A 16525-nucleotide genomic window follows, 5' to 3' on the forward strand; every position below is an offset into this window, starting at 1 on the left:
GTTAGCGCCGCCTGCGGGTTGATGGCACGCCTGTTGCTTACGGCGGCTGCCTGTTGCTTTGTGGGTTGCGTTGGCGGCGGGGTCCCGTCACGAGTCACACAGGAGGCGGCCACACCTGGGGGATGAGGTCAAGTCGACGAAAAGCGTGTCGACTTGACCTCATCCCCCAGGCGCGGCAAGAGCTTCAGTGCGACTCGTGACGGGACCCCACCGCCGGGTCTGTGTGACTAGAGCGTGGGACTGCTCGCCTTCGGCGTCGCTGCTACTGGGGGATGCTTGCCCTTGCGTAGGCGTCGGCTCCGCTGAACACGTTTTGGCCGTACTCCACGGAGTTGTTGTACGCCATCACTGCTGCCCACCAGCCCTGGCCTGTGCCCAGGTCGCGGGATCCTGCTCCGCACAGGTAACGCGCTGCTGTTAGGGCTGCGTCGTCGATGTTTTGCGGGTCTGCTGGCTGGCCGTCGGACGCTGCTCGCTTTGCCCAGCGGTTCCAGGTGCCTGGGATGAACTGCATCGGGCCTACTGCTCGGTCCCAGGTTTGGTCGCCGTCCAGGCGGCCGTCGTCGGTGTCCTGGATTGCGCGTACGCCTGGGCCGCCGTTCAGTGCGACGCCGATGATCGGGCGGGATGGTAGGCCGTTGTCTTGCAGGCGGGAGCCGTTGATGCTGCCGTGGCGCGATTCGACTCGGCCGATACCCGCCAAGGTGGCCCACGAGATGCGGCAGGCGGGGGCGTCTCGTTGCATGGTCAGGTCTGCTGCTGCGTAGGCGTGCACGGCGCGTAGGGGGATGTCGGTTTTCTGCGCCACTCGGGTTGCCCACTCGTCCAGGGGGTTGGCGCCTGCCACTACGGCGCTGCCGGGGGCTGCTGCTCCCGGTTGGACCTCTTGGATCGGTACCAGGAACGGGGGTGGTCCCAGGGGTGCGGCCTCGCGGCGGTTCAGGGCGCCCAGGCCCCAGGCGCCGGCTGCTACTACGACGATCAACAGCAGTACCAGGACTATGCGGCCGAAGATGTTGCCGAAGCTTCGGGGGCGGCGGGCGGGTTCCTTGATGTGCGGCTGGGGGACCACCTGACCCAGGCTACGTGCTTCTGGGGAGGGGCGACGGGCGTGAACCGTGATGAAACCGCCACGGTTGGCGGCTGGACATACAGGTGAGCCTTACCTAAATTCAGGCCGACCTAATTTCACGGAGGCGGCGGGATGTTGTTCACCAATGGCTTGATCGGGCTGCGGGAAGGTCTTGAGGCCGCGCTCGTGGTGAGCATCCTGATCGCATTCCTGGTGAAGACCGATCGGCGCCATGCGCTCAAGTGGGTCTGGGTGGGTGTCGCGGCGGCGGTGGTGCTGTCGGTCGTGGCTGGGGCGGTGATCACCTTCAGTACCGCCGGCATGACCTTTGAGCAGCAGGAAGCGTTCGGCGGGACGATGTCGATCATTGCTGTTGCGTTCGTCACCGGAATGATCTTCTGGATGCGGCGGGCGGCCAAGACGATCGCGGCCGAGTTGCGCGGCAAAATGGACGAAGCGCTCAACGTTGGGCCTGTTGCGGTCGTTGTTTTGTCCTTTTTGTCGGTTGGGCGGGAAGGGCTGGAGACGGCCGTCTTCTTCTATTCCAGCGTGCAGGCTGCTGGGGGTGGCACGGTTCAGCCGCTTATCGGGTTCCTGTCGGGGATCGCGGTGGCTGTGGTGATCGCCGCACTGCTGTACCAGGGGGCCATCCGGTTCGACCTCGGCAAGTTCTTCTCCGTCACGGGTGTGCTGCTCGTGTTCGTGGCGGCCGGGGTGCTCAGTTATGGCGTGCACGACCTGCAGGAGGCCGCGATCCTGCCGGGGTTGAACACGCTCGCGTTCGACATCAGCGACACCGTGCCCGAGGACTCCTGGTACGGCGCGTTGCTCAAGGGCTTCTTCAACTATTCGCAGCGGACGTCCGTGCTGCAGGCCGTCGCGTGGGTCGCCTACGTGGCGGTGGTCCTTTCCCTGTTCCTCATCCGGCCGCGCCGTCGCGCCGCCGTGGCTAACTGATCAATGGAGTGACGGTGCGCAAAGCGGTAGTCATCCTGGGCTCGCTCGCGGTGCTTGCGGCGTGTGGCAGCAACACCACGAGCGGTACTGCCGGTTCGATCGCGGTCGAGGCGTCCGACGATGCCTGCAAGGTCGCGAAGACCGATGCTGTCACGGGCAACGTGACGTTCGAGGTGACCAACAAGGGCAGCAAGGTCACCGAGTTCTACCTCTACGCCGAGGGCGACCGGATTCTTGGTGAGGTCGAGAACATCGGGCCCGGGCTGACCCGCAAGCTTATCGTCGAGGTCACCGAGTCCGGCAAGTTGCAGACCGCGTGCAAGCCCGGGATGAAGGGCGACGGCATCCGCGGCGAGTTCACCGTCACCGGTGACAGCAAGAAGTCGACCGACGGCAACGCGTTGCTGGCCGAGGCGACCAAGAGCTACCAGCGTTACGTGAACTCGCAGGCGGACCAGTTGCTGGTCAAGACCGAGGAGTTCGTCAATGCGGTCAAGGGCAAGAAGGTCGACGAGGCCAAGACGCTCTTCCCGGTGTCGCGGATCTACTGGGAGCGCATCGAGCCCGTCGCGGAGAGCTTCGGTGATCTGGACCCCAAGATCGACGGCCGTGAGGACGTGATCGAGCAGGGCACCGAGTTCACCGGTTTCCACCGGCTGGAGAAGGACCTGTGGGTGTCCGGGCTGCAGGCCGACTCGGACAAGATCGCGGACCAGCTGCTGGTGGACGTGAAGGAGATCGTGGCCAAGGCGAAGGCCGTGGAGCTCACGCCGCTGCAGCTCGCGAACGGTGCCAAGGAGCTGCTGGACGAGGTCGCCACCGGCAAGATCACCGGTGAGGAGGACCGATACTCGCACACCGACCTGTGGGACTTCCGGTCCAACGTGGACGGTTCGCAGGCCGCGATCGCGGCGCTGCGCCCGGTCGTGCAGCCGAAGGACGCCGCGCTCGTGTCCACTTTGGACGCCAAGTTCAAGGCGCTCGACGAGGCGCTGGAGAAGCACCGCAAGGGTGACGGCTTCAAGCTCTACACCGAGCTGTCGCAGGACGAGATCAAGGCGCTGGCCGAAGCCGTCGACGCGCTCGGCGAGCCGGTCAGCAAGGTCGCAGAGGTGGTGTCGGCCAAGTGAGCGGACTTCCCCGCCGCAGGCTGCTCGGGTTCGCGGGCGCCGGTGTGGCGCTCGCGGGCGCGGGTGCGGCTGCCGGCGTGCTGGCGGCCACGCCGTCCCCTGAGGTCGAGAACCTCGCCGCGGCAAAGGTTCCGTTCCGCGGCGACATCCAGGCCGGCATCACCACGACCGCGCAGGACCACATGCACTTCGTCGCGCTGGACGTGAAGACGTCCAGTCGCGAGGAGCTGGTCGACCTGCTCAAGCAGTGGACGCTGGCCGCGGAACGGATGACCGCGGGCCAGGAGGCGGCCGAGAACGGTGCGGTCGGTGGCAACGCCGATGCCCCGCCCAAGGACACCGGTGAGGCGCTCGACCTGCCCGCCTCCGCGCTGACCCTCACGATCGGCTTCGGCCCGTCGCTGTTCGACGACAGGTTCGGGCTCAAGGACAAGCGGCCGGAACGCCTGATCGACCTGCCGCGCTTCCCGCAGGACGACCTGGATCTCGCGCGCAGCAACGGCGACATCTGCATCCAGGCCTGTGCGAACGACCCGCAGGTCGCTGTGCACGCCATCCGCAACCTGGTTCGCATCGGCTTCGGCCGGGTCGCGGTCCGCTGGTCGCAGCTCGGGTTCGGGCGCACCTCGTCGACCACGCGGGACCAGGCGACGCCGCGCAACATGTTCGGCTTCAAGGACGGCACCCGCAACATCAAGGCCGAGGACACCGAGCACCTCAAGAACCACGTCTGGGTCTCGAAAGAGGACGGCCCCGACTGGCTCGTCGGCGGTACTTACCTGGTGTCGCGCCGAATTCGCATGCACATCGAGATCTGGGACCGCACGTCACTGGTCGAGCAGGAGCAGATCGTCGGCCGCAACAAGGGCGAGGGTGCGCCGCTCGGCCAGCAGAAGGAGTTCGACGAACCCGACCTGCACGTCAAGGGCGCGGGCGGGATCCCGTTGATCAACGACATCGCGCACATCCGGCTCGCGTCGCCGGAAGCGTTGAACGGGGCCAGGATCCTGCGCCGCGGCTACAACTTCACCGACGGCTCGGACGGGCTCGGGCACCTGGACGCCGGGCTGTTCTTCGTGGCGTTCAACCGCGACTCACGCACGCAGTTCGTGCCGATGCAGCAAGCGCTGGCAACCAAAGACGAGATGATGGAGTACATCGAACACACCAGCTCGGGACACTTCGCGGTGCCGCCGGGCGTGAAGCCCGGCGGCTACTGGGGCGAAACCCTGTTCGGCTGAGCCGTCAGGAGATCGTCTTGATCCGGACGTCCTGGCCGGCCAGCTGAGCCATGATCGTCGGGAAGAAGATCCGCTGCGAGCACCTGCGACCGTTGCCCTCCGGCACACCGCTGCACTGGCGGATGTCGCCGGAGGCGACGGAGATCGCGGTCAGCGTGCCGCGGGCGGTCAGGCGGTCACCCGGCTGCGACACCGAGAACACCGGGCCACCGCTGTCACCGTTGCCGCCCGCGCTGTACCCGCCCTGGTGCAGGGCCTCGACCAGGTTGTTCACGCAGCCGAAGCCGCCGAGGCAGATCGTCAGGTTGGTCTGCATGGCGCGGATGTCGCAGATGGTGCCGGAGAACGCACCGGAGTCGCACAGCCAGTCGCCGGGCAGCGTGGACGCCGCACCGATGACGTCGAGGCCGTACTGGTTCGCCCCGGTCTCGATCGAGTCGCCGATCCAGACCCTGGCCTGGCCGGTCGCGCCGACGATCGCGCTGTCCGACGCCACCGCCCGGCCCTCGACCGTGCCGACGTAGTCGCCGGCGCCGTTGGTGAAGTAGCTGCCGGTGTCACCGCAGTGCGCGGCCGTCAGGAGCTTGTCGGCGTTCGTGGCGTTGCTGATCACCGCGAAGCCCGAGCTGCACGCGCCCTGCACGGTGCCGTTCTTGTAGTTCTCGATGTACGCGCCACCCTTGTAGGGCGGGCTGTCGACGAGACGGGACGCCGCGAGCTCGACCTCGCCCGCCTCGACCTCGACCGCGACCGAGCTCTGGATGCCGGACTTCGCGGACAGGCCCGCCGCCTGCTTGACCGCGAGGCCGCTGCCGTCGTACTTGGCGGCGATGCTCTGGATCGACCCGTTGTCCTTGACCAGGCGCGTGGCCTCGGCCTTGAGCTCGGCCTCCGAGTGCTTCGCCGGGTGGACCTTCACGGTGAGGCCCTGCGCCTTGGCGACGGCGGCCGCCGCCGTGACCTTGGCCGGGGCCTTGCCCTTCCAGTACACGTTCAGCGTCTTGCTGCCCGCGTCGACGTGCAGGCCGCTGAAGCCGTTGCCTCTCTCGACCCGCTCGGCGATCTTGTGGAGCTTGTCCTGGGTGGCCATGAGCTTGACGACCTCAGGCGTGATCGCGCTGGGCCCCTTCGGCTCCTGGGCGAGCGCCGGCGTGGTCGACGCCAGCAGCACTGCGGCGGAGAGCGCCGCCAGTGCGGAAAGTTTCACCATCTTCACTGCGAAAACCCCTCTGTTCGTGGCCGTGACGGCACACCAGAAGGGCAGCGCGATATGCGCGACAGGATGTAGATCCCCCCAGATCCAGTGCGGCCGTCAGACGCTGTTTGCGTCCCCCCGTGGTGGCCTCGCACTGAATTTAGTCGGTTACAGAGGGTCTCCGTGCAGCTGAACGGAGTAATGTGACCCGGTCCTCAGTGGACGGTCAGCCGCCCTCGACGGCCTGCCTGGCGCGGACCTCGCCGAGCGCCTCCTGGTACTCCGGTGAGGGGTTCATCGCGACGGCCATCCGCAGCTGCGCGATCGCCTCGGTGAGCCGGCCCTGCCGCTGCAGCGTCTTGCCCAGCGCGAACCGGGCGTAGTGATCGCTCGGATCGAGGTCCAGCACCTTCCTGAACGCCTCTTCGGCCCGGTTGAGCTGCGCGGATCCGAGATAAGCCCGGCCGGCGAGCAGCTGCACGGACGGCGCTTCCCCGGCTTCTGCCAGCACCTGCTTCAGCTCGCGCAGCGCGTCGAGAGGCCGGCGCTGTGCCAGCAACGCCTCCGCCTTCCTGAACGCCTCGAAGGTGCCGTCCGTCATTCGATCAACGTTACCTACCGGGGGCCGGTTCTTCGACTGCCGTCCGGGCGACAGGACTCGAAGGGGTGGCGGTCCCGAGCCAGCACGCCAGGAAACCGAGCACCAGCCCCACCACCACTCCGGCCGTCGGCGTCTGCCCGAGCAACGGCCACGCGATCATCGCCGTCACCGACGGGACCACAGAGGACAGCGTCGTCATCGCGGCCGCGCCGCCGTTGCGGACCCCGACCAGGAACAGCGACGCCCCGCCCATCGAGTTCACCAGCACCAGGAACACCATCGTCAGCCAGAACTGCCGCCAGTCCGTGACGCCGGCCGACTCGGTCAGCGCCAGCAACCCGACCACCGGCACCGACACGGCGTGCTGCACCGCGTTGCCGCTGCGGAAGTCGGTGTCCCGGCAGAACTTCTGCTGGTAGACGCTGCCGGCCACGAACCCGAGCATGCCGAGCACGGTGAAGACCGCGCCGGACCCGAACGACCCCAGCCGGTCCCACAGCGCGGCCAGCACCGCCGTGACCCCCAGCGCGAGCCCGGCGACCTGCCTGAGTCCAATTCGGACCCGGAACACCCAGGCCGCCACGACCGCGGTCAGCACCGGTGTGCAGGAGATGATCAACGCGGTCACCGACGCCGGCACGCCGAGCCGCAAACCCAGGTAGACGCCCGAGAACTGGCACGCCTGCACGAGCAGCCCCGCCACGCACGTGTGCACGAGCGGCCATCCACGAGGCCAGCGCGCGCTCGTCACGAGTGCCACCAGCGCCATCAACGTGGCCGCCAGCGCGAAGCGGATCGTGGTCATGAGGAACGGCGGCGCCACGGCGACGGCGAGCGAGCCCACGGGGTAGCCGGATGCCCAGACCAGCACCGTGACCGCCGCGAAGCCGGGTTTGATCCGCACGGCTCCAAGCACTACCAGTCAGCCGGGCTCACGACGAGCTTTCGTTCCACGCGGACGCCATCCGGTGAACCGCCTCGGTGAGCACCTCCGGCGAGGCCGCCAGGTTCATCCGCACGAACCCCGCGCCACCCGTGCCGAACGGCAGCCCGGAGTTCAGCGCGACCTTGCCGCGCTGCAGGAAGACCTTGGCCGGGTCGTCGCCGAGCCCCAGCCCGCGGCAGTCCAGCCAGGCGAGGTAGGTGCCCTGGCCCGGCGCGTAGCGGACCGCGGGCAACCGTGCGGCGAGCAGCTCGGCCAGCAGCCGCCGGTTCTCGTCGAGCCCTTTGAGCAGCTCGTCGAGCCAGTCGCCGCCGTCCCGCAACGCCGCGGTGTGGGCGATGATCCCCAGGTGGCTGGGCCCGTGGCTCACCTCTTCCGGCAACCGCGCGAGATCTTCGGCCGCCGCGGGCCCGGCGACGGCCAGCGCGGCCTTGAGCCCGGCGAGGTTCCACGCCTTGGAGGCCGACATCAGCGACAGCCCGTCCTCCGCGACGCTGAGGTACGGCACGAAGGACGCGCCCGCGGCCATGATCGGTGCGTGGATCTCGTCCGCCACGACCCGGATCCCCTGAGCCCGCGCCAGCGCCGCGACCTGGGCGAGCTCGGTGGCGGTGTGCACGGTGCCGGTCGGGTTCTGCGGATTGCACAGCAGGTACACCGAACCCCGCCCCGCCCGCACGAACGCGCTCTCCAGCGCGGCGAAGTCGATCCGGAACGACGCGTCCAGCGGAGCCTCGACGACGGCTCGCCCCGCGGACTCGATGAACTGGTAGAAGGGCGGGTAGACCGGGCAGTTGACGACCACGGGCGCGTCCCGCCCGGAGACCAGCCGCAGCATCTCGACGACGCCCATCATCACGTCGGGCACGATCGCCGTGCGCTCCACGGCGGGTTCCCAGCTCCAGCGCTTCCTCGCGAACCCGGCGAGCGCCTCGGCGTAGGCCGTTCCGGCGGGATAGCCGGTGTCACCGAGCGCCACCGCGTCGGTGATCGCCCGCGCGACCGGTTCGGCCAGCATGACGTCCATCTCGGCCACCCACACGGGCAGCACGTCCTCGGGGTACTGCTGCCACTTCACGCTGGTCCGCCGGCGCAGCTGGTCCAGGGAGAGCTGACGTAAGGGGTTCGCGCTGCTCATAGGCAAAAGCTAGGGGAACTCGCGCGCCAAGTGTTTGCGTTCTTTGCTCATGGACGCCGTGGACCGCAAAATTCTTGCCGAGTTGCAGAGCGACGGCCGCATCACCGTCACCGACCTGGCCGACCGCGTGCAGCTGAGCATCTCGCGCTGCCAGCGGCGGCTGCGGGAGCTGGAACGCACCGGCGTGATCCGCGGCTACCGGGCGGTGGTGGACGCCGCCGCGATCGGGTTCGGCTTCGAGGCGCTGGTCTTCGCCAAGCTGAGGCTGGAGTCGATGGACGACTTCGACCGCGCGCTGGCCGAGGTGCCGAACGTCGTGGAGGCCCAGCGCCTGTTCGGCAGCCCTGACTACCTGCTGCGCGTGGTCACCGCGGATCTCGCGTCCTACCAGCGGCTGTACGAGGAGACGCTGGCCCGGTTGCCAGGGGTGCGCGGGCTGACCTCGACGATCGTGATGAAGCAGGTGATCGAGGCGCGTCCGTTGCCGGCTCAGCCGTGACGTTCTGGGCTACCAGCCCAGAACCTCTCCGTACGAGCTGCCGACCAACTCGAGGCACCACTCCGGCGAGGGAAGTTCCCCTGGTCTGGTGCCCCAACTGCGATTGCCACTCGAGTGCGGGAGGCAGCGAGGCGAATTCGTGCTTCTGCACGGAGACACCTGTGGCGGCGCGTACCAGGGCGGCTGACTCTTCCGTCAGCGCACCCAACTCGGCGAGGCGCGCGAGGTCGTACAGGTCTCGTGCGGCGTGTCGGTCCGACCAGGCGAGTGTCTTCATCGCCGCGAACGCCGGCAGCGTCGGAACTCTGAACCCGCACCCGGAGATCGGTGGTGGTGACGAGCAGACCTGGCTCGACCGCCTTAGTGGATCGCAGCGGAGGATCCCACGTCGTCCCGGGGAATTCCCTGCGCAGGAATCGTGGAAGCCGCTCGTCGAGCGCGGTGGCGATCGCACGACGGTCCGACGTCCACAGGTCGATGTCCTCGGACAACCTCGCACCTGCTGCGGGGTCAGCGAGATGCGTCCTGGCCAATGCGGTTCCGCCGACGAACAGCACCTCGGGCGCGATCTCGGCCAAGGCTGCCAGCGCGTGGCTGATCAGGTGGTCGTGCCGGACCTGCTCCTCGGCGACTCCGAACATGTCGGCCACCGCGGCGAGTTCCTCCTGCTCAAGCACCCGCTGCCTCCTTCACCCTGGTGAGCGCTGCCGGCCGGTGCTGAGCACGGGCCAGGTCCTCGATGAGCGCCCAGTCGACCTTGCGTGCAAGCGCGCGCAGGATCGCCGAAGCATCGGCCTCCTCGATACCGCCGAGGCCGGGGCGGGCAGCGATGTCGAGGGCGGTCTGTTCCGGCGTGGTCATCCAGCCTGCCGTGAGTTCGGTGTCCACTCGCTCCAGATCCAGGCGTGCAACGTCGCGCTTGACGAAAACGATCTCGCCGACGTCGGTGTGCAGCTGGGGCCGCTGTTTTGGCACTGCTACGACCGCGGTGCCGATGGCGCGTGGCAAGGCCCCGTGGCGGCGTGCGGCCGTGACCCCCATGAGTGCCACGGCATCTCTGCCGTAGTCGGCCTGGGCTATCCCGAGCGCTGCGGCTGCGAGATCCGGACGCCACCGGATGTCGCCGAGGCGCTCCATCGGTGCGAGTGCGTAGTAGCCGTTGCTGATGCGGCGGAGCACCGCCTGTTTGAGCAGGCGTTCGAACTCGCCACGAGGGTGGGCGTAGACGTCGGCTGCGTCTCTCGGGCGCAGGACTTTGTTCGTTCTCCTGGCGAGCGCGGTCGGAAGTGTGACGCGGTCATTCAATACGACCTCCGTAGGTCCGATGCCTACGTTCATAGTACTTGTTACCCTCAGGAAAGCTGGGGAAGCAGGGAATGGGCACCGGCGTTGTGCTGTTGCATGAGCCTGCGCTTCTCACTGATGGGTCCGGTTCGCGCTTGGCGAGAAGACGAGGAGATCGACCTGGGGCCGCGTCAGCAGAGGGCGGTGCTGGCGGCGTTGCTGCTGAACAACGGCCTCCGGCTGAGCAACGACCAGCTGATCGGCATGGTCTGGGACGACCCGACGCCGAGCGCTGTGATGGCGTTGCGGACGTACATGTACAAGATCCGCAAGAACCTCCCCGGGCTCGACCTGAAGTCCAAGGACGGCGGGTACACGGTCCGGGCCGAGATCGTCGACGACTGCCGGGGCGAGCCGCTCGAAGGCCTGAACAGCACCTACTTCGAGGCGCAGAGGGTGAGGCTCGGCCAGCACCGGCTCAAGTCCCGCGAGGACTGGCTCGAGCGTGAGCTCGACGTCCTGGAGCTGCAGAAGCACGTCCAGGCCTACCCGCTTCGGGAACGGCCGCGCGCACTCCTGATGCACGCCCTCTACCGGGAGGGCAGGCAGGCCGAGGCGCTCGACCAGTTCCACCAGGCGCGCGCACTCCTGAACGAGGAACTCGGCCTCGAACCGGGCCCCGAGCTCAGGAAGATCCACGCGCAGATCCTCAAGGGCGACCTCCACCTCGCCCGCAAGCCGGAGCAGCTGCCGCCGGACGTCGCCGACTTCACCGGCCGTGAGCGGGAGATCGCGCAGGCGCTCGGCATCCTGCCCGGCACGGTCGGCATCACCGGCATGCACGGCAGCGGCAAGACCGCGCTGGCCACCCGCATCGCGCACCTCGCCAAGCACCGTTTTCCGGACGGTCAGATCTTCGTCCGGTCCGCCGACATGGCGAACGAGCTGCTGCGCGCGGTCGGCGTCGAGAACCCGACGGGCGACAAGGCTGCGTTGTGGCGGGAGAAGGCGCGCGGCAAGCGGTTCCTGATCGTCCTCGACGACGTGCAGGACGTCGCCGCGATCAGCGACCTGCACACGCCGGGCTCGGCCATGATCCTCACGAGCGTGCGCCAGCGGAACGAGCTGCCGGGCGTGATCTGGCTGAAGATCGCCGGCCTCACCGAGGCCGAGTCCAGGGAGTTCTTCCGCAAGGTCCTCGATCCCGCGCGGATCGACGCCGAGGCCGACCAGGCCGAGGAGGTGCTGGTCCGCATGTCGCGCCTGCCGAACCCGGTGCGGGTGCTCGGCGGCAAGCTGACCGCGCGGCCGGGCTGGACGATCGCGATGCTGCTGACCCAGATGGAACGGGAGACCCGGCTCGGCGACGCCATCCCGTCCGACTGCCGGTCGGTGCTCGCGCCGTTGATCAAGGCGGACAAGCAGCTGACCGACGAGGAACGGCACCTGCTCACCTGCTTCGCCAAGCAGAACGCCGAGGTGATCAACGTGAGCGAGGCGGCGGAGATGTCGGGCAACGAGATCGGGACGATCGAGCCGGTGCTGGAGGCGCTCGCGGACGTGCACCTGATCGAGCCGCTGGTGCTCGGCCGGTACCGCGTGCCGCGGTTCGTGCAGATGTACTTCGGTCTGCGGACACTGAGCCTGACCAGCTGATTCACTCGGAATTTATGGCCTGACGATCAGGTGCGGGCAAGTTCGTAGACATGTCAACCAAGACTCTTGCGAACCAGAAGGCCCTCGTCACCGGCGCCACCTCGGGCATCGGCCGCGCCATCGCGGTCAAGCTCGCCGAGGCCGGCGCGACCGTCTACGTCACCGGCCGCCGCGCCGAGCTCGGCAAGGAGACCGTCGAGCTCATCGAGAAGGCGGGAGGGACGGGGCACTACATCGTCGCGGACGTCGAGAAGATCGAGGACGTCCGCAGGCTGGCCGAGGAGGTCGGCGAGGTCGACGTGCTCGTGAACAACGCGGGCATCTTCCCGTTCTCGACGACCCCCGAGCAGACGCTCGACGTCTACCAGCAGGTGTTCGACGTCAACGTCCGCGCGGCGTACTTCCTCACGGCCGCCCTCGTCCCGGCGATGGTGGCGAAGAAGCGCGGCGCGATCGTCAACATCTCCTCGATCGGCGCGGACGTCGGCAACCCGATCACGAGCGTCTACAGCGCCTCCAAGGCCGCCCTGGACGCCCTGACCCGCTCGTGGGCCATCGAGTTCGGCGCCCACAACGTCCGGGTCAACTCGGTCGCACCCGGCCCGATCCGCACCGAGACCGCGGTCGTGCAGGCGGGCGAGGTGTTCGACCAGATCAGCGCGAGCGTGCCGATGACCCGCGCGGGCGAGCCGGAGGAGATCGCGGAGGTCGTGCTGTTCCTGGCGTCCGACCAGTCCAGCTACGTCAGCGGCGCGGTGCTCGCGGCTGACGGCGGCTACCTCGCCAGCTGAGCCAGCACGGTGTGCAGGGACGAGGGCGACTCGACGTGCACGTTGTGGCCCGCGCCGGGGAACTCCACCGGTTCGGGCACCAGCTCCTTCAGGTGCTCCTGAGGGCTCATCGGGTCGTTCTCACCCGCCGCCAGCACGATGTGGGCCTGTGCGGCCATGATCAGACCGGCCATGTCCGGCCTGCCCACGCCGAACGCCTTCATGTCCAGCGACGGCGCCCATCCACCGTCCACTTCGGACACGCCGTGGCGGAGTGGCACGCCCGCCATCTTGGACGCCCGCTCGACGGCTTCCTGTTCTGTTTCGAAGACTTTGGCAGGCTTTGCGGCTAGCGCCGCGGCCTTCGCGAGCTCCTCGTCGGTCCACTGGACCTTGATTCCGACCCCGACGCACGTGGTCACCTCGACGCCGAACCACCCGCTCGCCAGCGCCAGGCCGACGACCCCGCCCAGCGAGTGCCCGATGATCGTGACCGGCTCGCGCGGGATGTGGTTGGCGACTTCCGCCGCGAACGAGCCGAACGAGTAGCGGTCGATCGGTTCGCTGCGCCCATGACCAGGCAGATCCGGCACCAGCCAGCTCCCGGACCACCCGTCGACGACGCCCTTCCACACCTCACCGGTCGCGCCCAGGCCGTGCAGCAGCACCAGCAGTGGTCCGTCTCCGCCACGTTCGACATGAAGCACGTCAGAATCCTCTTCTATGCGGACCGATGCCGAGCTGATCGTCGACCCGGACACGTATACCTCGGGTGTCCCGCACGACGCACTCACCCGGCTGCGCGAAAAGAACGTCGTGCGCATCGACGACTTCTGGGCAGTCTTCCGGTACGACGACGTCCGCGCCGTGCTTCGGTCGCCCGCCGTCTTCTCGTCCCACCGCGGCGCCACCCAGATCCGCGATCCGCAGCCGGAGGATCTCGCCTACGTCCAGCGCATGATGCTCAACCAGGACCCGCCAGCACACTCCCGGCTGCGCCGCATGCTGACCAGGGCGTTCACCCCACGCGCCGTAGCGCGCCTGGAAGACGGCATCCGCGCGAACGCCCGCGCGATCGTCGCCGGCCTGTCCGGCGACTTCGCCGCCGACGTCGCCGACCTGCCGTTGCTCACCCTCGCCGACGTCTTCGGCGTGCCTCGCCAGGACCGCGCGCTGCTCTACGACTGGAGCAACCGCGTGATCGGGTTCCAGGACTCCGAGTACGCGCTGTCGTCGAGCTCTACCGCGGGTATGACCGACATGGCTCTTGAGGCGTTGGAGCTTCGTCCGTCCGACGGTCGTGATCCGCGCTCACGGGATGGCATGCCTGACCTCTACGCGTATGCGCACGCGCTGGGCTCGTACAAGCGTGCGCATCCGTCTGACGATGTGTTGAGCAACCTCATGCAGGAGGACGTCTCTCTTGAGGAGTTCGAGAACCTCTTCTGGCTGTTTTCGGTGGCGGGCAACGAGACCCTGCGCAACGGGATTCCCGGCGGGATGATCGCGTTGCTCTCACATCCGGACCAGTACGAGCGCCTTCGTGCCGACCGTTCGTTGCTGCCTTCCGCCGTCGAGGAGATGCTGCGGTGGTGGACACCGGTCATGCACTTCCGCCGCACGGCCGTTCAGGACACTTCGTTGTCGGGGCAGGAGATCAAGGCGGGGGACAAGGTCGTCGTCTGGTTCTCGTCGGCCAACCGGGATGAGCGGGTGTTCGCCGAGCCTCATCGGTTCGATGTGGGGCGGCGGGAGGCTGACCATCTGAGCTTTGGGTTCGGGCCGCATTTCTGTCTTGGGGCGCAGCTGGCCAGGACGCAGATGCGGGCGATTTTCGAGGCGGTCCTGGACCTGTCGGGTACCTTGCGGCTCGACGGTGAGGTGAGCCGGCTGAGGTCGAACTTCCAGAACGGCGTGAAGCACCTGCCGGTCGCTCGTTGAACTTGTGCTCGCGCTCGTTGCCGGATGCGGGAGTCAGTCGGCCCCGGACTCCGCGTCCGGAACAACAACCACCACCACGACCACCACGCCGACCACCAGCGCGCCGCCGAAGCTGACCGCCGCCGAGGTCGAGCAGAAGATCGGTCAGGTGGTCGCCGCCACGACGTTCGACGCGCTGGGCGGGCAGTTGCGCAAGGGGCCCGACCAGCACGTGAAGTCGAAGGTCCTGACGGTGACCTGCGGAGGAAAGCTGCCGTCCAACGGGTGGATCACCAAGGAGAGCGGTGCGACCTGGGAGGTCGCGGGGTCGGTGGTGAAGACCGGCGTCGTGCACTACGACGGGTTCAAGGCGAACGAGGTCTTCGACAGCCTGCGCAAGCTCGTTTCCTGCGGCACGTACGTCGAGACCTGGACCGCTGACAAGGCGACGGTGACCGTCACCGGGGAGAACACCATGCCCAAGGTCGCAGAGGCTGACGGGCAGTTTTCCTGGTGCGAGAACGTCTCAGCGACGTTCGCGCGGTGTTATGCGGTGCTCGCGCGCGGTGCCTTTGCTTCTGTCGTGCAGGTCGGCACGGGTAGCGGGGACCAGGGGAAGGCCGTTCTCGCCGACACGGTGCCGGTGGCCGCGAAGGCACTCGCCACCGTCGGCTAGCCGAACAGGTATGTGCGGCAGGTAGGTCGTCTGGCACGATTCAGACGACCGGCGCCGGCGGCCCACTGTGATCCGCAGGTGTCGAGCCCCAGCCGGTCACCTGGCCCAAGTAGGCTCGTCGCGAGACGAGACGCAGGAGAAACAGGGAGCGCAAGTGGCGGTCATCGAGCAGGTCGGAGCACGCGAGATCCTTGACTCGCGCGGCAACCCCACCGTCGAGGTCGAGGTGGCGCTGGACGACGGCACGCTGGAGCGTGCGGCCGTCCCGTCGGGTGCGTCGACCGGTGAGCACGAAGCGGTGGAGCTGCGCGACGGCGACGCCAAGCGGTACCTCGGCAAGGGCGTCGAGCGTGCGGTCACGGCGGTGCTCGACGAGATCGGCCCCGAGCTGGTCGGCATCGAGGCCGTCGAGCAGCGCGTCGTGGACCAGAAGCTGGTCGACCTGGACGGCACGCCGGACAAGAGCCGCCTCGGCGCGAACGCCATCCTCGGCGTGTCGCTGGCCGTCGCGAAGGCCGCCGCGACCAGCAGCGGCCTCGAGCTGTTCCGCTACATCGGTGGCCCGAACGCGCACGTGCTGCCGGTGCCGATGCTGAACATCCTCAACGGTGGCTCGCACGCCGACACCGACGTGGACATCCAGGAGTTCATGATCGCGCCGATCGGCGCGGAGACCTTCCGCGAGGGCCTGCGCTGGGGCGCTGAGGTCTACCACGCGCTGAAGTCCGTGCTGAAGAGCAAGGGGCTTGCGACCGGCCTGGGTGACGAGGGTGGTTTCGCGCCGAACCTCGCGAGCAACCGCGACGCGCTCGACCTGATCCTCGAGGCGATCGAGAAGGCCGGTTACCGGCCGGGCCGCGACATCGCGCTCGCGCTGGACGTGGCCGCGACCGAGTTCTACTCGGACGGCGCCTACACGTTCGAGAACAACAAGCGCTCCGCCGAGCAGATGACCGGCTACTACACCGAGCTGGTGCGCGACTACCCGATGGTCTCGATCGAGGACCCGCTGTCCGAGGACGACTGGGACGGCTGGGTGCAGCTCACCGCCGAGCTGGGCGAGAAGGTCCAGATCGTCGGCGACGACCTGTTCGTCACGAACCCGGAGCGCCTGGAGGAGGGCATCTCCCGCCGCGCCGCCAACGCGCTGCTGGTGAAGGTCAACCAGATCGGCACGCTGTCCGAGACGCTGGACGCGGTCTCGCTGGCCACCTCCTACGGCTACAAGTCGATGATGTCGCACCGCTCGGGCGAGACCGAGGACACGACCATCGCCGACCTCGCCGTGGCGACCGGTGCCGGCCAGATCAAGACCGGTGCCCCGGCGCGTGGCGAGCGCACCGCGAAGTACAACCAGCTGCTCCGCATCGAGGAGAGCCTCGGCGACGCGGCGCGCTACGCGGGGGAGCTCGCGTTCCCGCGCTACACGCCGGAGAGCTGAGA

Annotated in this window: 16 protein-coding genes and 1 pseudogene; 9 read left to right on the forward strand and 8 right to left on the reverse strand. The window is 68.1% G+C overall.

Translation table 11 applies throughout. From position 1 onward, the window contains the following. Positions 1–262 precede the first annotated feature (262 nt). Positions 263–1072 carry a murein transglycosylase gene (locus ACIA8G_RS36450; protein ID WP_396423310.1) on the reverse strand — a complete coding sequence of 270 codons (810 nt, stop codon included), beginning with the start codon at positions 1070–1072 and terminating at the stop codon, positions 263–265. Between the two features lie 132 nt (positions 1073–1204). On the opposite strand from ACIA8G_RS36450, the gene efeU reads away from it, so the two are divergent. From efeU to efeB, 3 genes are read left to right on the forward strand one after another with little or no spacing between them, the layout of a single operon-like run. Beyond that, positions 1205–2029, forward strand: a complete 825-nt coding sequence (gene efeU, locus ACIA8G_RS36455; RefSeq protein ID WP_396423311.1) for an iron uptake transporter permease EfeU — start codon at positions 1205–1207, stop codon at positions 2027–2029. Between the two features lie 8 nt (positions 2030–2037). Continuing rightward, positions 2038–3159 (forward strand): iron uptake system protein EfeO, encoded by a 1122-nt coding sequence (efeO, locus tag ACIA8G_RS36460; protein ID WP_396423312.1) that lies wholly within the window; start codon positions 2038–2040, stop codon positions 3157–3159. Beyond that, positions 3156–4400 carry an iron uptake transporter deferrochelatase/peroxidase subunit gene (gene efeB, locus ACIA8G_RS36465; protein ID WP_396423313.1) on the forward strand — a complete coding sequence of 415 codons (1245 nt, stop codon included), beginning with the start codon at positions 3156–3158 and terminating at the stop codon, positions 4398–4400. Before efeO ends, efeB begins: the two co-directional genes overlap by 4 nt. 4 nt (positions 4401–4404) lie before the next feature. Here the strand turns inward: efeB and ACIA8G_RS36470 are convergent, their stop codons facing one another. From ACIA8G_RS36470 to ACIA8G_RS36485, 4 genes are all read right to left on the reverse strand, one after another. Next, a complete protein-coding gene (locus ACIA8G_RS36470; protein ID WP_396423314.1) occupies positions 4405–5616 on the reverse strand; it encodes a hypothetical protein in 1212 nt (403 codons plus the stop codon). 205 nt (positions 5617–5821) lie between these two features. Continuing rightward, positions 5822–6196: a tetratricopeptide repeat protein gene (locus ACIA8G_RS36475; RefSeq protein ID WP_396423315.1), complete on the reverse strand. Its 375-nt coding sequence runs from the start codon at positions 6194–6196 to the stop codon at positions 5822–5824. Positions 6197–6206: 10 nt separating this feature from the next. Next, the gene (locus tag ACIA8G_RS36480; protein ID WP_396423316.1) at positions 6207–7100 is read right to left on the reverse strand and encodes a DMT family transporter; all 894 of its coding nucleotides are present in this window, start codon (positions 7098–7100) and stop codon (positions 6207–6209) included. 28 nt (positions 7101–7128) lie between these two features. Continuing rightward, positions 7129–8277 carry a MalY/PatB family protein gene (locus tag ACIA8G_RS36485; RefSeq protein WP_396423317.1) on the reverse strand — a complete coding sequence of 383 codons (1149 nt, stop codon included), beginning with the start codon at positions 8275–8277 and terminating at the stop codon, positions 7129–7131. A gap of 49 nt (positions 8278–8326) precedes the next feature. On the opposite strand from ACIA8G_RS36485, the gene ACIA8G_RS36490 reads away from it, so the two are divergent. Next, entirely contained in the window at positions 8327–8776 is a 450-nt protein-coding gene (locus ACIA8G_RS36490) for an Lrp/AsnC family transcriptional regulator (RefSeq protein ID WP_396423318.1), read from the forward strand. Between the two features lie 175 nt (positions 8777–8951). On the opposite strand, the pseudogene ACIA8G_RS36495 reads toward ACIA8G_RS36490, so the two are convergent. Both ACIA8G_RS36495 and ACIA8G_RS36500 read right to left on the reverse strand, forming a co-directional pair. Then, a pseudogene (locus tag ACIA8G_RS36495) lies at positions 8952–9417 on the reverse strand (nucleotidyl transferase AbiEii/AbiGii toxin family protein); the annotation flags it as partial. Between the two features lie 28 nt (positions 9418–9445). Next, complete coding sequence (locus tag ACIA8G_RS36500; protein WP_396423319.1) at positions 9446–10081, reverse strand: type IV toxin-antitoxin system AbiEi family antitoxin; 636 nt, start codon at positions 10079–10081, stop codon at positions 9446–9448. A gap of 117 nt (positions 10082–10198) precedes the next feature. Between ACIA8G_RS36500 and ACIA8G_RS36505 the strand changes: the two genes are divergently transcribed. Both ACIA8G_RS36505 and ACIA8G_RS36510 read left to right on the forward strand, forming a co-directional pair. Continuing rightward, positions 10199–11716 carry a BTAD domain-containing putative transcriptional regulator gene (locus ACIA8G_RS36505; RefSeq protein ID WP_396423320.1) on the forward strand — a complete coding sequence of 506 codons (1518 nt, stop codon included), beginning with the start codon at positions 10199–10201 and terminating at the stop codon, positions 11714–11716. Positions 11717–11766: 50 nt separating this feature from the next. Beyond that, a complete protein-coding gene (locus ACIA8G_RS36510) occupies positions 11767–12507 on the forward strand; it encodes an SDR family NAD(P)-dependent oxidoreductase (RefSeq protein WP_396423321.1) in 741 nt (246 codons plus the stop codon). Here the strand turns inward: ACIA8G_RS36510 and ACIA8G_RS36515 are convergent. Beyond that, complete coding sequence (locus tag ACIA8G_RS36515) at positions 12492–13193, reverse strand: alpha/beta fold hydrolase (protein ID WP_396423322.1); 702 nt, start codon at positions 13191–13193, stop codon at positions 12492–12494. The two genes, ACIA8G_RS36510 and ACIA8G_RS36515, sit on opposite strands and share 16 nt — an antisense overlap. Positions 13194–13209: 16 nt before the next feature. Between ACIA8G_RS36515 and ACIA8G_RS36520 the strand changes: the two genes are divergently transcribed. The 3 genes from ACIA8G_RS36520 to eno all read left to right on the forward strand — a co-directional run bounded on the left by ACIA8G_RS36520 (position 13210) and on the right by eno (position 16523). Continuing rightward, the gene (locus ACIA8G_RS36520; protein ID WP_396423323.1) at positions 13210–14427 is read left to right on the forward strand and encodes a cytochrome P450; all 1218 of its coding nucleotides are present in this window, start codon (positions 13210–13212) and stop codon (positions 14425–14427) included. 4 nt (positions 14428–14431) lie between these two features. Beyond that, positions 14432–15082: a hypothetical protein gene (locus ACIA8G_RS36525; protein ID WP_396423324.1), complete on the forward strand. Its 651-nt coding sequence runs from the start codon at positions 14432–14434 to the stop codon at positions 15080–15082. Between the two features lie 154 nt (positions 15083–15236). After that, positions 15237–16523 carry a phosphopyruvate hydratase gene (gene eno / locus ACIA8G_RS36530; RefSeq protein WP_396423325.1) on the forward strand — a complete coding sequence of 429 codons (1287 nt, stop codon included), beginning with the start codon at positions 15237–15239 and terminating at the stop codon, positions 16521–16523. The last annotated feature ends 2 nt before the right edge of the window (positions 16524–16525 follow it).

This window comes from Lentzea sp. NPDC051213 (assembly GCF_044455585.1).
In the GTDB taxonomy this organism is placed as follows: domain Bacteria; phylum Actinomycetota; class Actinomycetes; order Mycobacteriales; family Pseudonocardiaceae; genus Lentzea.

Coding starts and splice junctions, on each gene's coding strand:
- ACIA8G_RS36490 (WP_396423318.1), top strand. CDS start 8,327: ATGGACGCCGTGGACCGCAAAATTCTTGCCGAGTTGCAGAGCGACGGC.
- ACIA8G_RS36475 (WP_396423315.1), bottom strand. CDS start 6,196: ATGACGGACGGCACCTTCGAGGCGTTCAGGAAGGCGGAGGCGTTGCTG.
- ACIA8G_RS36485 (WP_396423317.1), bottom strand. CDS start 8,277: ATGAGCAGCGCGAACCCCTTACGTCAGCTCTCCCTGGACCAGCTGCGC.
- ACIA8G_RS36510 (WP_396423321.1), top strand. CDS start 11,767: ATGTCAACCAAGACTCTTGCGAACCAGAAGGCCCTCGTCACCGGCGCC.
- ACIA8G_RS36505 (WP_396423320.1), top strand. CDS start 10,199: ATGGGTCCGGTTCGCGCTTGGCGAGAAGACGAGGAGATCGACCTGGGG.
- efeU (WP_396423311.1), top strand. CDS start 1,205: ATGTTGTTCACCAATGGCTTGATCGGGCTGCGGGAAGGTCTTGAGGCC.
- ACIA8G_RS36520 (WP_396423323.1), top strand. CDS start 13,210: ATGCGGACCGATGCCGAGCTGATCGTCGACCCGGACACGTATACCTCG.